Annotated in this window: 13 protein-coding genes and 1 pseudogene; 6 read left to right on the top strand and 8 right to left on the bottom strand. The window is 55.8% G+C overall.

Annotation, left to right across the window (positions count from 1 at the left end; translation table 11 throughout):
• Positions 1-249: 249 nt before the first annotated feature.
• The 7 genes and pseudogenes from AACY09_RS14065 to AACY09_RS14095 all read right to left on the bottom strand — a co-directional run bounded on the left by AACY09_RS14065 (position 250) and on the right by AACY09_RS14095 (position 7,086).
• Positions 250-741: a disulfide bond formation protein B gene (locus AACY09_RS14065; RefSeq protein ID WP_339488901.1), complete on the bottom strand. Its 492-nt coding sequence runs from the start codon at positions 739-741 to the stop codon at positions 250-252.
• 327 nt (positions 742-1,068) lie between these two features.
• Entirely contained in the window at positions 1,069-2,295 is a 1,227-nt protein-coding gene (locus tag AACY09_RS14070) for a heme biosynthesis HemY N-terminal domain-containing protein (protein WP_339488902.1), read from the bottom strand.
• Entirely contained in the window at positions 2,292-3,431 is a 1,140-nt protein-coding gene (locus AACY09_RS14075; RefSeq protein WP_339489372.1) for a uroporphyrinogen-III C-methyltransferase, read from the bottom strand. The genes AACY09_RS14070 and AACY09_RS14075 overlap by 4 nt, the downstream gene beginning before the upstream one ends.
• A 66-nt stretch (positions 3,432-3,497) precedes the next feature.
• Positions 3,498-4,220: pseudogene (locus tag AACY09_RS14080) on the bottom strand (uroporphyrinogen-III synthase); the annotation flags it as partial.
• Complete coding sequence (gene hemC, locus AACY09_RS14085; RefSeq protein ID WP_339488903.1) at positions 4,217-5,155, bottom strand: hydroxymethylbilane synthase; 939 nt, start codon at positions 5,153-5,155, stop codon at positions 4,217-4,219. The gene hemC and the pseudogene AACY09_RS14080, both read right to left, overlap by 4 nt.
• Before the next feature lie 108 nt (positions 5,156-5,263).
• Positions 5,264-6,010 carry a LytR/AlgR family response regulator transcription factor gene (locus AACY09_RS14090; protein ID WP_339488904.1) on the bottom strand — a complete coding sequence of 249 codons (747 nt, stop codon included), beginning with the start codon at positions 6,008-6,010 and terminating at the stop codon, positions 5,264-5,266.
• Complete coding sequence (locus AACY09_RS14095) at positions 6,007-7,086, bottom strand: sensor histidine kinase (RefSeq protein ID WP_339488905.1); 1,080 nt, start codon at positions 7,084-7,086, stop codon at positions 6,007-6,009. The genes AACY09_RS14090 and AACY09_RS14095 overlap by 4 nt, the downstream gene beginning before the upstream one ends.
• A gap of 327 nt (positions 7,087-7,413) precedes the next feature.
• On the opposite strand from AACY09_RS14095, the gene argH reads away from it, so the two are divergent.
• Positions 7,414-8,808, top strand: a complete 1,395-nt coding sequence (gene argH / locus AACY09_RS14100; protein WP_339488906.1) for an argininosuccinate lyase — start codon at positions 7,414-7,416, stop codon at positions 8,806-8,808.
• A gap of 58 nt (positions 8,809-8,866) precedes the next feature.
• On the opposite strand, the gene AACY09_RS14105 is transcribed toward argH, so the two are convergent.
• On the bottom strand, positions 8,867-9,538 hold the full coding sequence (locus tag AACY09_RS14105) for a glutathione S-transferase family protein (protein ID WP_339488907.1): 672 nt from the start codon (positions 9,536-9,538) through the stop codon (positions 8,867-8,869).
• Between the two features lie 136 nt (positions 9,539-9,674).
• Here AACY09_RS14105 and AACY09_RS14110 point away from each other — a divergent pair, with 136 nt between their 5' ends.
• The 5 genes from AACY09_RS14110 to AACY09_RS14130 all read left to right on the top strand — a co-directional run bounded on the left by AACY09_RS14110 (position 9,675) and on the right by AACY09_RS14130 (position 16,462).
• Positions 9,675-9,944, top strand: coding sequence for a hypothetical protein (locus AACY09_RS14110; protein ID WP_339488908.1), 270 nt, complete (start codon positions 9,675-9,677; stop codon positions 9,942-9,944).
• A 95-nt stretch (positions 9,945-10,039) separates the two neighbouring features.
• Complete coding sequence (locus AACY09_RS14115) at positions 10,040-10,798, top strand: substrate-binding periplasmic protein (protein ID WP_339488909.1); 759 nt, start codon at positions 10,040-10,042, stop codon at positions 10,796-10,798.
• 179 nt (positions 10,799-10,977) lie between these two features.
• Complete coding sequence (locus AACY09_RS14120; RefSeq protein ID WP_339488910.1) at positions 10,978-11,223, top strand: TIGR02647 family protein; 246 nt, start codon at positions 10,978-10,980, stop codon at positions 11,221-11,223.
• A gap of 261 nt (positions 11,224-11,484) precedes the next feature.
• Complete coding sequence (locus AACY09_RS14125) at positions 11,485-13,503, top strand: EAL domain-containing protein (protein ID WP_339488911.1); 2,019 nt, start codon at positions 11,485-11,487, stop codon at positions 13,501-13,503.
• Positions 13,504-13,618: 115 nt separating this feature from the next.
• Entirely contained in the window at positions 13,619-16,462 is a 2,844-nt protein-coding gene (locus AACY09_RS14130) for a class I adenylate cyclase (protein WP_339488912.1), read from the top strand.
• Positions 16,463-16,474 lie beyond the last annotated feature (12 nt).

The raw sequence follows: 16,474 nt of genomic DNA on the forward strand, positions 1-16,474 counted from the left end.
GACATTTTTCTAACAATCGGCTTATTCAATTCGCGACTGGAACCCTAAATTACGGGTGCCAACTGTTCTTGTAAAAGCCAGAGTATGCTCCCCGCCAATTGCCAGCAAGGCACTCTGTCGAGAAAATTTCATACGAGCGTTTAATCTCTGTCCCAAGCAGAATAGGGCTTGCAGTTGCACACTGTTGATTTAACGGCCGCAAAGCCATCAAATCGCCCAGCAAACGGATCGGGGCAGATAGCGAAAAATTCAGTGGCGGCGGAATAGTTGCAGCAAGGTAAAAATGATCATGCCGATAAACGCCAGCAGGCTCCACTCCGGAATGCTCATGCCAAACAATGTCCAGTTAACCTCGGCGCAGTCGGCAGAGCCGTGTAATACCACGCGGATAATTTCCTGGAACGGCAATGCGTCCATCATGTACTCAAGGCTTGGCAAGCACGCTGGCAACTGGTCAGCCGGAACGCTTTGCAACCAGATTTGACGGGCCGCTGTGCCCGCACCGATCAAGGCACTGAGCAGGGCTAGAAATGCATATACCCGCTGCCCTGTGCGCCCTGGACCGTGGATGGCCGCAATCAGGCAAAACACACCGAAAGCAATCACCGCGATACGCTGCAAGATGCAAAGCGGACAAGGTTCCAAGCCAACAACATGCTCAAGATAAAGCGCACCGCCCATCAAGGCGACACAACCAAGAAAGGCAAACAAAAACAGGCTACGTGGGCTAGCCAAGGACATGGTGGCTCCGAAGGATCATGACAAAGGCGCCTACGGTAGTAGAAAGCACCTGAACGTTTCAAGATAAATGCGCGCTGTAGCGCAACTGGCTGTCCCTAAACTGCAACCGCACGTCGGCCTGGAGGCAGAATCTCAGTGGATTCATCACCGCCCGCACGCGCCGACGTGACAGCGCACAATCATCAATCGCAAAAGATAAGAGCCTCGCTCCCCGCTGTGTAACAACGCGAAGCTTGTCCACCGGGGCTCTCAGCAAAATGCTTGAAGATGACTCAGCCGCCCGAACCGTCACACTCAGCAAGGGCGGATGTAAAAGCGTCGTCCGTTCTACGGCAATGCGCTGAGCCGTTGATCGAGCAGACCCAAACCTTCCTGGAACAGTTGATTGCTACGCTCGACATCGCCCAATTGAGCCAGCAAGCGCGCCAGTTCGGCGCAGGTCTCTGGATGGCGCTGAAAGCGCAGGCTGGCATCAAAATACTCTTTAGCCTTACCCCATAGCTGATTGTGCTCGCAGATACGCCCCAAGGTGAGGAGCAGATCAGCATCCGTCGGATGATCCTTCAGCCAGCCCTCAGCCGTCTGTAACTGACGCGCACCGTCATTGCTTCGCAGCAAACCATAAAGACGAACTAAACGGCTGTCATAGTTGCGCTTGAGCGCCGAACGCAAGAGCGTTTCTGCGTCATCCTCACAGCCCCGGCGACGCAATTGTTCAGCATAGGTCGCCACCAGCATCGGCTCTTGCTGTTGGGCCGAAGACAGTTGCTTCCATGCGTTATTCAGATTAGCCAGCGCGGCCTCTCGGTTGTCCTCGTCACTGACCGCAGCAGCAGCCAAACGGCCACGCCAGGCTTTCAGCTCAAGCTCGGCAAGGGCCTCGCCACTGAGCAATTTCTCTTTACGCACAGACGACAGAATGCCCAGCAACGCCGACCAGTCTTGGTTGCGAACATACAGTTGCTGCAATTGCTTAAGTACCTGCTGATTGCCCGGGTGCCGCTCATGCATAACTCGCAACGTTTCCAGTGCAGAATCGACTTCGCCCCGTTCCTGCTGAAATTCAGCATGGCTCAGTGCGACAGCCAGTTCCGCTTGCGGTTGCCGCTCAAGCGCGCGCTCAAGCAGTGCATCGCACTCTTCCTTTTGGCCCAGCTCGTGCGCTGCACGGGCGGCGCCAAGGTAATACATCAGGGGCAATGGTTCAGCCTCAGCGGCTTTACGTAAATGGCGCAGCGCAGCGGACCAACGCCCCTCGACCAAGTCAACAAAGCCTTGTTCGGAAGCCAGGCGGACGCGACGCTTATGGTGCAGACCCGACCATGGGTTGACCAGGCGCCCGGAGGTAACAAGCAACCGTAACAGCAGGCGTACCAGATAGACGATCAACCAGAGCGCAACAATCAGCGCCAGGAAAATCCATAGACTGGATTCGTAACGGAAGCTCTTGTAGGCCAGTAGAACATAGCCTTTGTGCTCGGCAATCGAATAGCCGAGCAGCGCTAAAGCGCCAGCAACCAGCAGGATAAATATCAGCACAGAAGCGCGTTTCATTGAGCCGCCTCCTCCGTTGCTGGTTTGCCTTCGGCAGGTGCATTTTTCAGGCGTTCACGGGCCGACTGCTTTTGTTCGATATAGGCCTGCATGGCGTTGATCGACTGAGTCAGATCGGGCGCTTTAACTTCGATGGTCTGATCAATCAACTCAGCTACCCGAGCGCGCAACGCCCGGCTGCTTGGGTTGTCTTTATTGAAGTTACCGTCGAGGACATCGACCGCCTGGGTCAACGCCTGCTTATACACCGCCGTCTGACCATGCAAGGCTGCCCACTGCGCTTGTTCAAGGGCAAGACTCAAAGCAAGACGAACCTGCGTCAGGCTCTGACCCGCCAGTAACGGACGAATATTTTGATCGGCATTGAAATCCAGACGCACATACTGCCCTGCCGTTTCGAGGAGGCCGGACCACCAGCCTTGCCCATAATTTTCCTCAGCCAGTTGACCCAGCGCGCCGCCATCACCTTTGAAAGATGGATTCAGGGCATTGAGTTGCATGCCTTGGTCACGCAACGCACCCAACTGCAAAAACAAGCCAGTTCGGTCTGGATTAGGCGTAGTCAGCAGCGCTTCGAGGCTTTTCGCCAACTGCTCGCGAACCGCGTAGGCGGCTGGGTCATCCTGATCGCGGACGATTTCATCTGCAGTGCGGACCAAAGCCGTCGCACTGTTGATATCTTGCAAGGCAGACAGGCGCAGGCTTGCCAGGCGTAATAAATGCTCGGCCTCAGCCAAGCGCCACTCCTGACGACTCGCGCCCAGCACGGTTTCAAGACGCTTGTTAAGCAACTGCTGATCACCCTGCAACTGCAGAACCAAGCGCCGCCGCTCGTCCAGTTCCTGCGGCGGTGGCAACGACTGCAAACGGCTGTCGAGGCTCTTCGCCTGCTGAGAAAGGGCTGCAGCCTGGGCTTGAGTCTGTTCAAGCTGGCTCACTTGCTGCTGCTCATTGGCTTGCAACATGCGCAACTGCCAGACACTCCAGCCACCGACAGCGATGCCGGCTGCGCCGAGCAATATGGCGATCAACGCGAGGCCATTCGCGCTAGACGATTTGGCCTGCGTGGGGGCTTTAGGCGCTGGCTTAGGTGCATCCAGCACGGGCTGCTCTTTCGGGGAAGTCGCTTCGCTCACGTATCCATCCTTTGTATAAGAGGGCGGGGCAGACTCAGCCTGCAATGCCACCAACAGCGCCGCGGCATTCGCACCGCGACAGTTCACTACAATTTCCGCACCGGCTGCGCGCGCTTGCTCAGCGACCCGCAGGCTCGGTACAAACAAGGTTAGCTTGCTTAATGCGGGCCAGTGCTCTCCGGCCATGTGTAGCAAGTGTTTAAACCCTTGACCGCTGCTGACCACTACGCCGTTAAGCTGATTTGAGCTCAGTGTTGCGTGCAGGGTTCCCGCAGAATATTCCGGCAAATCGCGGCGGTACAACTCCAGATAATCCACCACTACACCCTGATCACGCAAACTGTCGGCGAGCAATTCACGCCCGTCTTTGCCACGAATGATCAATACACGAGGAGCAGAGGCTGTGCTCAAGGCCTGTTTAAGCCGAGGCAAGGCCAGCAGTGCTTCACTGTCATCGCCCTGCTCTGGCCAGTGCGCATCCATACCCGATTCACTCAGAACCTCGCCGGTCGCCGCACCCACACTGAACCAGGGTTGCGCAGGCGAAACCTGAACCTGATTGCGCTCAAGCAGCTTCAAGGCTAGGCGAGCAGCGGGTTTGCTCACAACAATCACCGCACTGTAGTGATCAAGCTGTGCCAACGTCTCGCGCTGACCGACAGTTTCCTCCAGGGCGGTGATGTTCAGCAGTGGCAGGCTACTGGAGTAAACCCCGTGCTCCGCCAAGGTCGCCGCCAGCGCAACGCACTCATCCTGGGGGCGAGTCAGCAGCAGGCGCCATTGACTCACTCGTGGCCAGCCTCGCCATACACCGCATTGAGAATGGCTTGAGCGCCTTGCTCGAGCAAATCTTCGGCAACGGCGACTCCCAATGCTTGCGCTGCGGCCAAGGGCGCCCGACGCTCTGCGTGCAAGAGCAAACCACCATCCGGTTGGCCAACCATGCCGCGCAGCCATAACTGCTCATTCTCAATAATTGCATAACAGGCGATGGGCACCTGACAACCACCGTTGAGACGCTTGTTCAACGCTCGCTCGGCTGTCACTCGCACCGCCGTTTCAGGGTGATTCAATGGTTCAAGCAGCGCATGAATTTCTGCATCAGCCGTGCGGCACTCGATACCGACTGCGCCCTGCCCGCCTGCAGGTAAGCTGTCTTCAACTGTAATTGAGCTGCGAATACGCTGAGCAAAGCCGAGGCGGATCAAACCGGCAGCCGCCAGAATAATTGCGTCGTATTCGCCTGCATCGAGCTTGGCCAGACGGGTGTTGACGTTACCCCGCAGAAAATTGATCGTCAGATCAGGACGGCGCGCCAGCAACTGGGCCTGACGGCGCAGGCTCGAGGTACCGACAATGCTGCCAGCCGGCAAGGCATCGAGGCTGTCAAAGGTGTTGGAAACGAACGCATCCCGCGGATCTTCTCGCTCACAGATGCAATACAGGCCGAGTCCCTCTGGAAAATCCATAGGCACGTCTTTCATTGAGTGAACCGCGATATCCGCTTGATGCTCCAGCAAGGCGGTTTCGAGCTCTTTGACGAACAAGCCCTTGCCGCCAATTTTAGCCAGCGGTGCATCCAGCAGCTTATCGCCACGACTAACCATAGGAACCAGGCTGACAAGCAGACCTGGGTGGGCCTGTTCAAGCCGAGCTTTGACGTGTTCGGCTTGCCACAAGGCAAGGGCACTTTTACGGGTCGCGATGCGAATTTCACGGGACATGGGCAATTCCAAAATACGAACTGCCCCAGATAATAACAGGCTACGGCGTTGTGAGCCTCCCGGCGCTACGGCAGCACGACTTATGACAGGGCGAAGACAAACTCCAGCCTACAGGCTGTTCATTAGCTTGCGCACACCTGCAACATGCCGGCGACTGACGACCAGTGCATCCCCATCAAGCCCCTTGAGGAACAGTTGAAAGTGGCCCAATGGCGTACGTTGCAGACGCTCTATACGATCCCGTGCAACTAACGCATTGCGATGTATCCGCACGAAGCGGTCGCCGAACTCATCCTCAAGCGCCTTTAGCGGCTCATCCAGCAATACTTCCCCTTGCTCGTGGCGCAGCGTCACGTACTTGTGGTCAGCAATGAAATAAACCACTTGTTCCAGGGGAATCAATTCAATGCCTTTTCGCGTACGCGCACTGATGTGGCTGCGCGGACCACCTCCGGTTTCACCTGCTGGACGGGTTAGCGCGGCAAGCTGCACACGGTTGGGCCGCTCAGCCTTTTTCAAGGCTTGGGCAAGGTGCTCGCTTCGCACCGGTTTGACCAAATAGCCCACCGCGCTGACTTGAAATGCCTCGATAGCAAATTCATCGTGGGCGGTGCAGAAAATCACCGCGGGCGGTGCTTCACGTTCGCACAATTTGGCTGCGACCTGGAGACCATCCATGCCAGGCATGCGGATATCCAGCAGCACAACATCAGGCTTCAGGCTTTCAATCAGGCTCAGCGCCTCCTCACCGTTGCTAGCAGCGGGTTCAAGGACACGGTAACCATCGAGTTCGCCGACCATTCGGCTTAGGCGCTCTCGAGCTAAGGGTTCGTCATCGACGATAAGAACATTCATATTGCTCTGGCTTCCTGCGTGAGTCTCGCACAAGGATAGCGTAGACGGGTGTAATGGCGGCCGTCACGGCGCTCCACGCTGAGACTGGCTTTAGACCCAAAAAGTGCCGCAAGACGTGCATCGATATTTTCCAAGGCGAGGTGCGTCCCTCGCGAAGGCGGCATGTCTTGCTCAACATAAGGATTGCTCACAGTCAGTTGAAACACTCCTTCGAGGTAATGTGCCTCGACGCAAACCAAGCCGCCCTGTACCAATGGCTGGATACCGTAAATCAGGGCGTTCTCCAAAAGTGGCTGCAGGGTCAGTTGAGGAATGGGTAAATCCTCAGGGACATCTGCAACCTCCCACTGCAACTGTAGACGCTCGCCAAGGCGATAGTGTTCAATCGATAAATATCGTTGTGCCAGCTCTAACTCATCACGCCATGCCACCAGGCTGCCAGGCTTGGCCAAACTGGCCCTGAACAAATCCGATAAATCCAGCACCGCTTGTTCGGCCTTGTGTGGGTCAATGACCACCAAACTGGCGATGCTGTTCAAGCTGTTGAACAAAAAGTGTGGCCGGATTCGCGCCTGCAAGGATTCAATACGCGCCCGCAACTCGGCCTGCTCTTGTTTGCGCCATTGGCTCTGCAGATAAAAATAGCGTAGCAGCAGTGCCGACATAATCATGCTGATTAATGCATGTCGCAGATAAAGATTTACTTCCCCTGCACGTGGCAGTTGCCCCCCAAGGTCATAAAAATCGGCGACGCCGGTGCAAATCATGGTCAGTGCCACCACAATAGTGCAGCAAAACAGCCCGGCCAGCTCAGCCCGCCAGCGCGCCATCAATGGCCGCAAACGGCACAGCAGCGCGGCCGAAAGCAAGACAATCCACTGCACGAATAGTGACGTAAGCGCCAACCGCACCCAGTTAAAACCGGGCAGCATGGGTTCAGCCAAGACCAAGACCAGCACCAACAACTCGGCGAGCAGGACAATGCTCAGCAGCGCTTCGGGCTGACAGAGCTCGGGGACGAAGAAATCATCGACCGGCGCCCGCTTATCTTTTGTGTTAAAGGGTTTATTCCGCATCAGCGCAGTTTCCGTGTGGCGCCAAGACTCAGCAAGTAGGCAAGCTCTATATGGTTGAAATAGTGCCGCGAATAACCGGGCAACCCTGCAAACTGTGACCCGCACGACATTGTCTGGCCCGACCCGACAAGGGCATCGCCCGAGCCCGACAACACCCGCACCGGCGATTTTGCGTCTAAGCCCTGTTATTATCGACCCAAGTATTCCGTCACGCCGGTCGCGACCCGCTGTTTCAAGCTGCTTGCAGAGGTTTCAAGCCGTCTGCAAATATCTTAGAGCATGCGTGGCTGTGATCTGGCCGAACCAGCGCACCAGCCGAGCGAACTCATGAGCACTGAACAGACCAACCAATCCTGGGGCGGCCGCTTCAGCGAGCCAGTCGACGCCTTCGTCGCCCGTTTCACCGCCTCTGTCGAATTCGACAAGCGCCTTTACCGTCACGACATTATGGGCTCGATTGCTCATGCGACCATGCTCGCCAAAGTCGGTGTGCTCAGTGAAGCAGAGCGCGACACCATTATCGAGGGCTTGGCCAAGGTCAAAGGTGAAATCGAAGCAGGCCAGTTCAACTGGAGCATCGAGCGCGAAGACGTGCACATGAACATTGAGGCGCGCCTGACCGACCTCATCGGCATCACCGGCAAAAAACTGCACACCGGGCGTAGCCGTAATGACCAAGTCGCGACCGACATTCGCCTGTGGCTGCGTGATGAGATCGACCTCATCCTCAGTGAGATAACCCGTTTGCAGCAAGGTTTGCTGGAGCAGGCAGAACGCGAAGCCGAGACGATCATGCCGGGCTTCACTCACTTGCAAACGGCGCAGCCAGTCACTTTTGGCCACCACTTGCTGGCCTGGTTTGAAATGCTCTCACGTGACCATGAGCGCTTGGTTGATTGCCGCAAACGCACCAACCGGATGCCGTTGGGCTCGGCTGCATTGGCCGGCACCACCTACCCAATTCAGCGCGAAGTAACGGCCGAGTTGCTAGGTTTTGACAGCGTCGGCGGCAATTCGCTGGACGGCGTTTCCGATCGCGACTTCGCCATCGAATTCTGCGCCGCAGCCAGCATTGCGATGATGCACCTGTCGCGCTTCTCGGAAGAGCTGGTGCTGTGGACCAGTGCGCAGTTTCAATTTATCGAATTGCCAGACCGCTTCTGCACCGGCAGCTCGATCATGCCGCAAAAGAAAAACCCCGACGTGCCTGAACTGGTACGGGGCAAGACCGGTCGCGTATTTGGCGCCCTGACTGGCCTGCTGACCTTGATGAAGGGCCAGCCGCTGGCTTACAACAAGGACAATCAGGAAGACAAGGAGCCCTTGTTCGACGCCGCCGATACCCTGCGAGACAGCCTGCGTGCGTTTGCCGATATGATCCCGGCGATCAAGCCCAAGCACGCGATCATGCGTGAAGCGGCCTTGCGCGGCTTCTCGACCGCGACCGACCTGGCCGATTACCTGGTACGCAAAGGCCTACCCTTCCGCGACTGCCACGAGATTGTGGGGCATGCAGTGAAGTTCGGGGTTGATAGCGGCAAGGATCTCGCCGAAATGACCCTCGAAGAGCTGCGCGGCTTCAGCGATCAAATCGATGCTGATGTGTTTGACGTGCTGACACTCGAGGGCTCAGTCAATGCTCGCGACCACATTGGCGGCACAGCACCGACGCAGGTCAGAGCAGCCGTCAAGCGTGGTGAGGCATTGCTGAGCAGCCGATAACCTGCTGCGCACTCAGGCGACTCGATAATCGCTGTCGCCTGAGCCTAGCCCGCGTTGGTCAGGCGCCCGCCTGAGCCCGCGCCTTGATCATCGCCATAAACGCAGGCATGTTGGCTTCCTTGTCCGCCGCAATCTGCTGCACATGCGCCAGCGTGCCCAACTGAGCAAGCAGCTTGCCCGCCGCTGGAAAATCAGCCAACAGATCGATCTCAAATAATTTGGCTGCCACTGCGCAGGCCAAGTCGAAGCTGTAGAGGAAATACACATCTGCCAAGGTAAGGCTGTCACCCGCCACATAGGGGGCAAACTTGCCGTGACGTTTTAGCGTGGCAACCCCTGCCAACAACTCAACTCTGCATTTCTCTTTCAGTTCCGGCGAGATCTGCATACCGAAAAAGGCCTGTGAATAGCCCAGACGCGCGGGCAGTTCGATGTACAACTCTATCTCACGCATCAGTGCACGGACTTGTGCCCGGGCAAAGGGGTCACTGGGCAGCAATGACTTGCCGCTGCCGGTCTCTTCGAGGTATTCGAGAATCACGCTGGTTTCACTCATGTAGCCCTGTTCAGTGCCCAGCGCCGGGACTTTGCCCCGCGGGCTGATCGTCAGGCTCTTCTCACTCTGATCAGGATGAAATGAAACTTCCTCGAATGCCATGCCCTTCTCCAGCAGGGCGAACTTGACCATGTTGTAATAATTACTTACGGCGAATCCATAAAGCTTCAGCATCAGGGCAGGCTCCTAGGTTTTCCAAGCCAAAGGTATAGCGTTCTCCAGCACAAGCTGCCAGCCTTATTAAAGCAGTGAATGGCGAAAGCCCCAGCAGACTGGCACACTGCAAACTCTACCGATTTAGGAGGGCAGCATGAGCGATACAGATGACAGCCAGGACGAGGTCTTTGCCGAACAACTGCTGATTGAAACAATCGAAAACCAGCTGGCGGCCGGCGAGCCGGCCGCTACCCAAGCAACCCTGAACAAACTGACCTTGGTGGGCTACGAGCGCGATGAAGCGTTACAGTTGATGGCTCGGGTGCTGGCATTTGAAATCAACAATATTCTAGAAACCCAACAGCCGTTCAATCTGCAGCGCTATGAATCGGCTTTGCGCGCACTACCCGATCTGCCTGAATAGGGCCTACCCGGCATGGTTGTTGCTGCTCCCAATGGAGCAATTCAACGGTCTTGGCCGATGGCGCTGACAAATACGCTAGATGGAGGTCGCAACGAGTGAGCTATAGGTTGCCCATTGCCACATTGTGCTTCCTGCTTTCCCTGGCCACATACAGCGCCCAGGCGCAATCCTTCCGTATAGGCGCCGAAGACGACTGGTTCCCCTATACCGCGCTGCGCGACGGTAAAATTCAGGGCATGTCGGTGGATATCGTCCGCGCCGCCTTTGCGGCCAGTAAAACCGATATTGAGTTAGTGCCCTACCCTTACTCGCGCTGCATGGAAACCGCCCAGCGCGGCGAAATAATGGCTTGCTTCAACACCTTGCCCAATAAGCGGATTGCCAACGATTACCTATTGCCGAGGTACCCGTTGTTCAAGGATGACATCCTGTTATGGGCCAACAGTGGCACAGCGAAACCCTTACTTGATCTCGCCGAACTGGCCGAGCATTCTGTTGCCGTTACCCTCGGCTATGAGTACGGCCCTGAATTCGATGGCTTAGCAGACCTGAAGCACGTGCCCGTCAGGCGTGACCTTAATGGGTTCCTGATGCTCAAGCGCGGTCGTGTTGACTATGCCGCCGCCTATCGCGGAACCGCTGCAGCATTGTTTGCCGAACGCGCTGAGCTTGCAGGTGCATTCACCCCTGTGGCCACACTGATCCACGCCAGCCTGTTCATGAGCTTTACCCGTAAAGACCCGCGTGCGTCCGAACTCATCAAGCGCTTTGATCAGGGCATGCAAATCATTCATACCAACGGCACCTATCAACAGATACTCGACCACTGGCATCATCAGACCACAGCAGACTGACCAAGCCTTGGCTACACTGGACTCACACTGACCAAGCAGTCTCTGTCACAGTAACCAACGCAAGCAGTGCAATCTTCATAGATGCGTAGGTTGCACATCTGCCGTACGCCGTAACCGCGGCCTCGAAATGTTCACGCAGTAGTTTTCAGCAGTTCCCTAAAATAATAGCTGGAGTACTTATGGCCTTTACCCCCGATCTTATTGCCGAACTCGAAATCCTCTCTATGTACAACCTGAGCAACACCAAAGAAGGGCTCAAAGTGCACCACACTGCAGCGCCAGCTGCGATAGCGGCCGCTCAACGTCTGCATGCCAAAGGCCTGATCTCACTTGATGACGGCGGTTACCTGACCAGCCTTGGGCTGGACGCGGTCGAACACACGCAAGTCCTGCTGGGGATTCTCTCCGAGCCACAGCCTGCTTAGATAACGGCGCCCCATGGGGGATGAAAACGTCATCCCCTACCCGCGCCGGGATTTAAAGCCGCCAATTTAGTGCGCCAGCAGCCTCAAAACATCCAGCATTGGACCTGAGATGCTTGTATTGCCGGTGCGTGTTTTGCCATGCGTGCGCTAGGCCGGGAGGTTTTTCAGTGCTTGGCCGAACGGCTCTGTGGCCACATTATGAGCTATCGGAAGTATGGGTTAGACTGCAAACCTGCTCCGAGACATGGCTAAATAATAACAATGTCATACTTACGCAAGCCGCTAGGTAGCAGCTTTCTGGTCTCAATTAGAGAATCGTTTATCGCACTCTTGCCATTCATTCTGGCAAAGTCGCTCATCTCATTGATGCTTGCGTTAACTGACACCCTTGACGTTACATACCCGCTGATAAACCACGCCACTCAATGGCTGTCGGTATTCAGCTATCAACTTGCGCAACTCTTTCCCCTCCTCGCACTGATTTCACTGTCTTTCCACTTTGCCAAACACCTGCACCTCTCCGCGATGGTGGTCTGTGCATTGGCCTTCAGCTGTTTACTGGCTCTGCACATACCGAGCCTAACCGCGGGGCCGGATGCAAACTATGTGGCGACCGTTCTGGGTGATCCCCGCGCCGTGATCCTGCCCATTTTGACGGCCTACTTACTGCGCTCATTAAGTGCGATAAGAGCCTGGCAACTGGTAAGGGGCAAACTCTTAAGCAGTTACCTGAAAGAGCACCTCAACAGTTTTATACCCACACTCGTTTGCTTTGTTTTGCTGTTTGCAGCGGGCACCTTGATGACACTGGCTGCGCACTCGCTGATAGGCCCACTGCTCGAGATCTTCGACGGGGCTGGTGCGGGTCTGCAATTGTTTATGCGCACCCTCTTAACGCATCTGCTCTGGGCCATCGGTGTGCATGGTGACAATACTTACTTATTGTTGACCGGCGCCAATAGCGACACCCGCCTTATCGCACCCGCCCTCACCACGGGCCAGTTCGTCAACTTGTTTGTGATCTTCGGCGGCAGTGGCGCCACGCTGTCGCTGATCATCGCAATTTTTATGGGTACGCAAGACCCTACGTCACGCCGACTTGCAAAAATTGCCACGCCCTTTGCCGTCTTCAATATTAATGAAATGCTGATTTATGGCTTGCCCATCGTTTTTAATCCGCGCCTGTTGCTGCCATTTGTTGCCGTACCGCTGATCAACGCATTCATTGCTTACGCGGCGCTTTCAACGGGTTACTTTAGCTTCAACGGCCACTCATTTCCGTGGATTACACCCCCTCTGCTCAATGCCTATCTGGCCAGCGGCAACATCGCCAGTGCATTGCTTCAGTTTGTCCTGATTGCGCTTGGCACCTGTATCTATTTACCCTTCGTCAAGCGTATTTCTCTTAGTTCCGAGCGTCACGACGTCGACAAAGGGCTGGTCAAGCGCGTGCAGCTTAATGACGACATTGGCCGTAGCATTGAACAAAGCTATACGCAAAAACAGTCTGAGTCCTTGCGCGCTGAAATAGATTTAGAAAAGACCATCAAAGATGTGCTCGCGGGTGATCTGCAACTGCACTATCAGCCCAAGCTATCGCTCGATACTGATCAAGTCGTCGGCTTCGAAGCTCTGCTGCGCATCATTGATGAAAATGGCACGCTCAAGGGACCCTACTTCGTCGATGCCTTCCAACGTGCAGGCTATTCGCACATCATCGACCGATTCGTCATCGACACTGTGGCTGAAGATATCGCCAACTGGGAGCTGGAAGGGTTTACCCCAAAAGTCAGCATCAATCTTGATCCCAACAACATGACCGACCCGCAATTGCTAAGCACACTGATTGATCGCCTCGGCAGTTATGGTCCACGTATTGAGATTGAACTGCTCGAATCTGCGTTTATGCTCGAGCTAAGCCGAATTGAAGGTTGTATGAGTAAATTGAAAACCCTTGGCTTTAGTTTTTTGCTGGACGATTTCGGCACCGGATTTTCCAGCCTGAGCTTATTAAGTCGCGTTAGTGTTGACGGCATTAAACTCGACCGCAGCATTCTGGAGAACGCCAACGAGCATAAAGGCCGTATCCTCTACCGACAGACCTGCTATCTCTGTCGCAGCCTGGGCTTTAGCCTGATTGCCGAAGGTGTAGAAACGCCGGAGCAGGCCGAGTTTGTCAAAGCGGCAGGGGTGCAATATGTCCAAGGCTGGCTGTACGCCAAGGCATTACCCGGCCCAGAAGCAAAGGCATTTGCACTAAGCCGCGCAGAATATCCGTAATTTAGAACAATCAAGGTTCCAGCCCCTTCAGAAAGGTTCAGCGCAGCCGATACCGTTCAACATACTGCTTGCGAGCTTTTGCCTGTGATCGCAACCCTAAGCGCAGATTGACAACATGCCCGCAAACCAAGAAATCCGCCCCGACCTTGACGACGGCATTGATCGCAAGGCGCTCACGCAGTTGCGCAAACGCTTTATTCGGGTCAACCAGGGCCGCTTGCTGCGCGCCAATCAAGCGCTTTCAAGCCGGCAACAGTTCGTCCTGAAGCTGCTGCCACTGCTGCTCCATGTCAATCACCCGTTGCTTCCCGGTTTTGTTTCGAGCATGACTCCGGCCGGTCTTTGCGGCTTCGAACCCGCAGATGATGTGCTGGCTGAGGCGCAGCGCCTGACTCGATCCTTCACCTACAAAGCATTGCGCGGTAAACAACAATTACCGCTTCACGGCCTGTTCTTGATGGGCAGCCTTGGCACTCTGGCTCAAGCCGATCAAAGCGACATGGATTTGTGGCTGTGCCACGCCCCTGATCTCAGCGAGCAGGCGCTGGGCGAATTGCGCAAGAAATGCACGCTATTAGAAAGCTGGGCAGCTACCCAAGGCAGCGAAGTGCATTTTTTTGTGATCAACCCCGCGCGCTTTCGCTTGGGTGAGCGCGACTCGCAACTAACCTCCGATGACTGCGGCACCACTCAGCATTTCTTGTTACTCGATGAATTTTATCGCACTGCCATCTGGCTCGGCGGGCGTACGCCCATGTGGTGGTTGGTGCCGGCGTTCGAAGAGTCACGGTACCAGAGCTACGCTCAGACCATGCTCGACAAGCGATTTGTGCGCAGCGAAGACGTGCTGGACCTTGGCAGCCTTGCCCATATTCCGCCTGGGGAATTCATTGGCGCCGGCATGTGGCAGTTATTCAAGGGCATCAAGTCACCGTACAAATCGGTTCTTAAACTGCTGCTCACTGAAATCTACGCCAGCGAACACCCCAAAGTTGAATGCTTGTCGCTACGTTTCAAGCAGTCGGTGTTCACCAACAAACTGGAACTTGATGACCTCGACCCCTACATCGTGGTCTACCGGCGAATTGAGGAGTACCTGCTGGAGCGTGGCGAGCATCAACGCCTTGAGCTGATCCGTCGTTGCGTGTATCTCAAAGCCAACAAGAAGCTCAGTCGGCCACCGCGCAACGGCGTTAAAAGCTGGCAACGGGTGCTGCTCGAGCGCTTGACGGGTGAGTGGCAGTGGGACCGACGCAAACTAGCGCTACTCGACAGTCGCAGCCAATGGAAGGTGCGTCAGGTTAAAAGCGAGCGGCACATGCTGGTCAACGAACTGACTTACAGTTACCGCTTCCTTGGACAGTTCAGCCGCAACCTGCAGGGCGCAAGCACGGTGAGCCAGCAGGACCTGGCCATTCTTGGTCGCCGTTTGTATGCCGCATTTGAGCGCAAGGCAGGCAAGGTTGAATTTATCAATCCTGGCATCGCTCCCGACCTCGGGGAAGACACCATCACCCTGGTTCATTCGCCAAGCCCTGAAGCGCCCGAGGAACAACAATGGGCGCTGTTCAGCGGCAGCCTGAATGCGCAACATTGGTCCAACTTTGCCCCGCTTAAACGCACTCGCGAATTAATCGAGCTGCTGGCGTGGAGTCATTTCAACGGAATAATCGACAGCGGCACACGGATCTCCCTGCACCCCGGCAGCAGTGACCTCACTGAGTTCGAACTGTCTAACTTGCTGCTCTGCTTGCGCCAGTCTGTGGTCCTGCCACTGGCGCCAGTGGGTGAAGCCGCACTGCGTAAAAACATGCATCCAAGCAGTGTTTTGCTGCTGATTAATGTTGGCCTCGATCCGCTCAAACACCACAGCCAAATGAACGTGCATATGACCACAGAGCGCGTTGATGCACTGGGTTACTCAGGCGTGCGGGAAAACTTGGTACAGAGCATCGATCAAGTCAGCCTCAATAGCTGGAACGAGCTGAGCGTGCAGCGCTACAGCGGGTCAAGCGCCTTGATCGATTGCCTACGCGACTATCTCAATTGTTTAACCAAGGATACACCCGCACCAGAGCTGCAAATACGTTGCTATTGCCGCAACCGGGCGATGACCATTGCCGAGCGCGTAGAGGAGTTGTTCAATCAGGTGCAACGTAGCCACGCCGCGCCGCTGCAACAGCGTTACATCCTGCAGACCAAGCAGCTCTACCACGTGCTTGAGCTGGGTCAGACCCCGGTTAGCTACAGCACGCTGGATGGCATTAGCCAACTCATTGAGCATCTGGGTACCGCGCAGGGCCAGGCCGGGGCACTGCAGGTTGACCGCAGCGCCTTGGAGCATGATGACCTCAGCCTGATTCTGCCTGCGGCAGTGGCCGACTGCATTCAGGTGTTTTACCGCATTGTTGGCAATGGCACCGAGGCCGAACTCAGCGTACTGGACGAGCGCAATGCCCTATGGCGTCAGCGCACGCCATTTACCGACGAGCACTGCCTGCTGAATCCCATGCAACGCTTTATGCAGTCGTTGCTGTATCGGCGTAATGCGCAATTGGCCATGGCTACGCAACTGCACACCTTGCGTTATTACCAATTGCTTCCAGACGCGCCGGGCAGTGCTAAATCCCTGATCGCCTGCGAGGCGCCGCAGTCGCCGATCAACCATCCGTTTTATGACGTCCAAGCGATTATCACCCCGGCCGGGGGTAAGCGCGTGCATGTCACGCTTTACTGCAATCATCAGGAGTTTTCGCAGCTTCAATATGCTGGCGATTTATACGCAGCCGTGGCGCAGCACATCCTCGCTCATCGCCGCGACGGCGAGCGCTACCCTTGCTACATCACGGATGTCGATTTGTCGGCGATTGTCGCCGAAGATAAGGTGCAGACGCTGCACTATCTGCGCTACAAGACCACCTTGGAAGCGGCATTGAACATGGCCCTGCAAAACGCCTGAAGCGCAATGCTC

The sequence above is a fragment of the Pseudomonas sp. EL_65y_Pfl2_R95 genome (genome assembly GCF_963971045.1).
Classification (GTDB): domain Bacteria; phylum Pseudomonadota; class Gammaproteobacteria; order Pseudomonadales; family Pseudomonadaceae; genus Aquipseudomonas.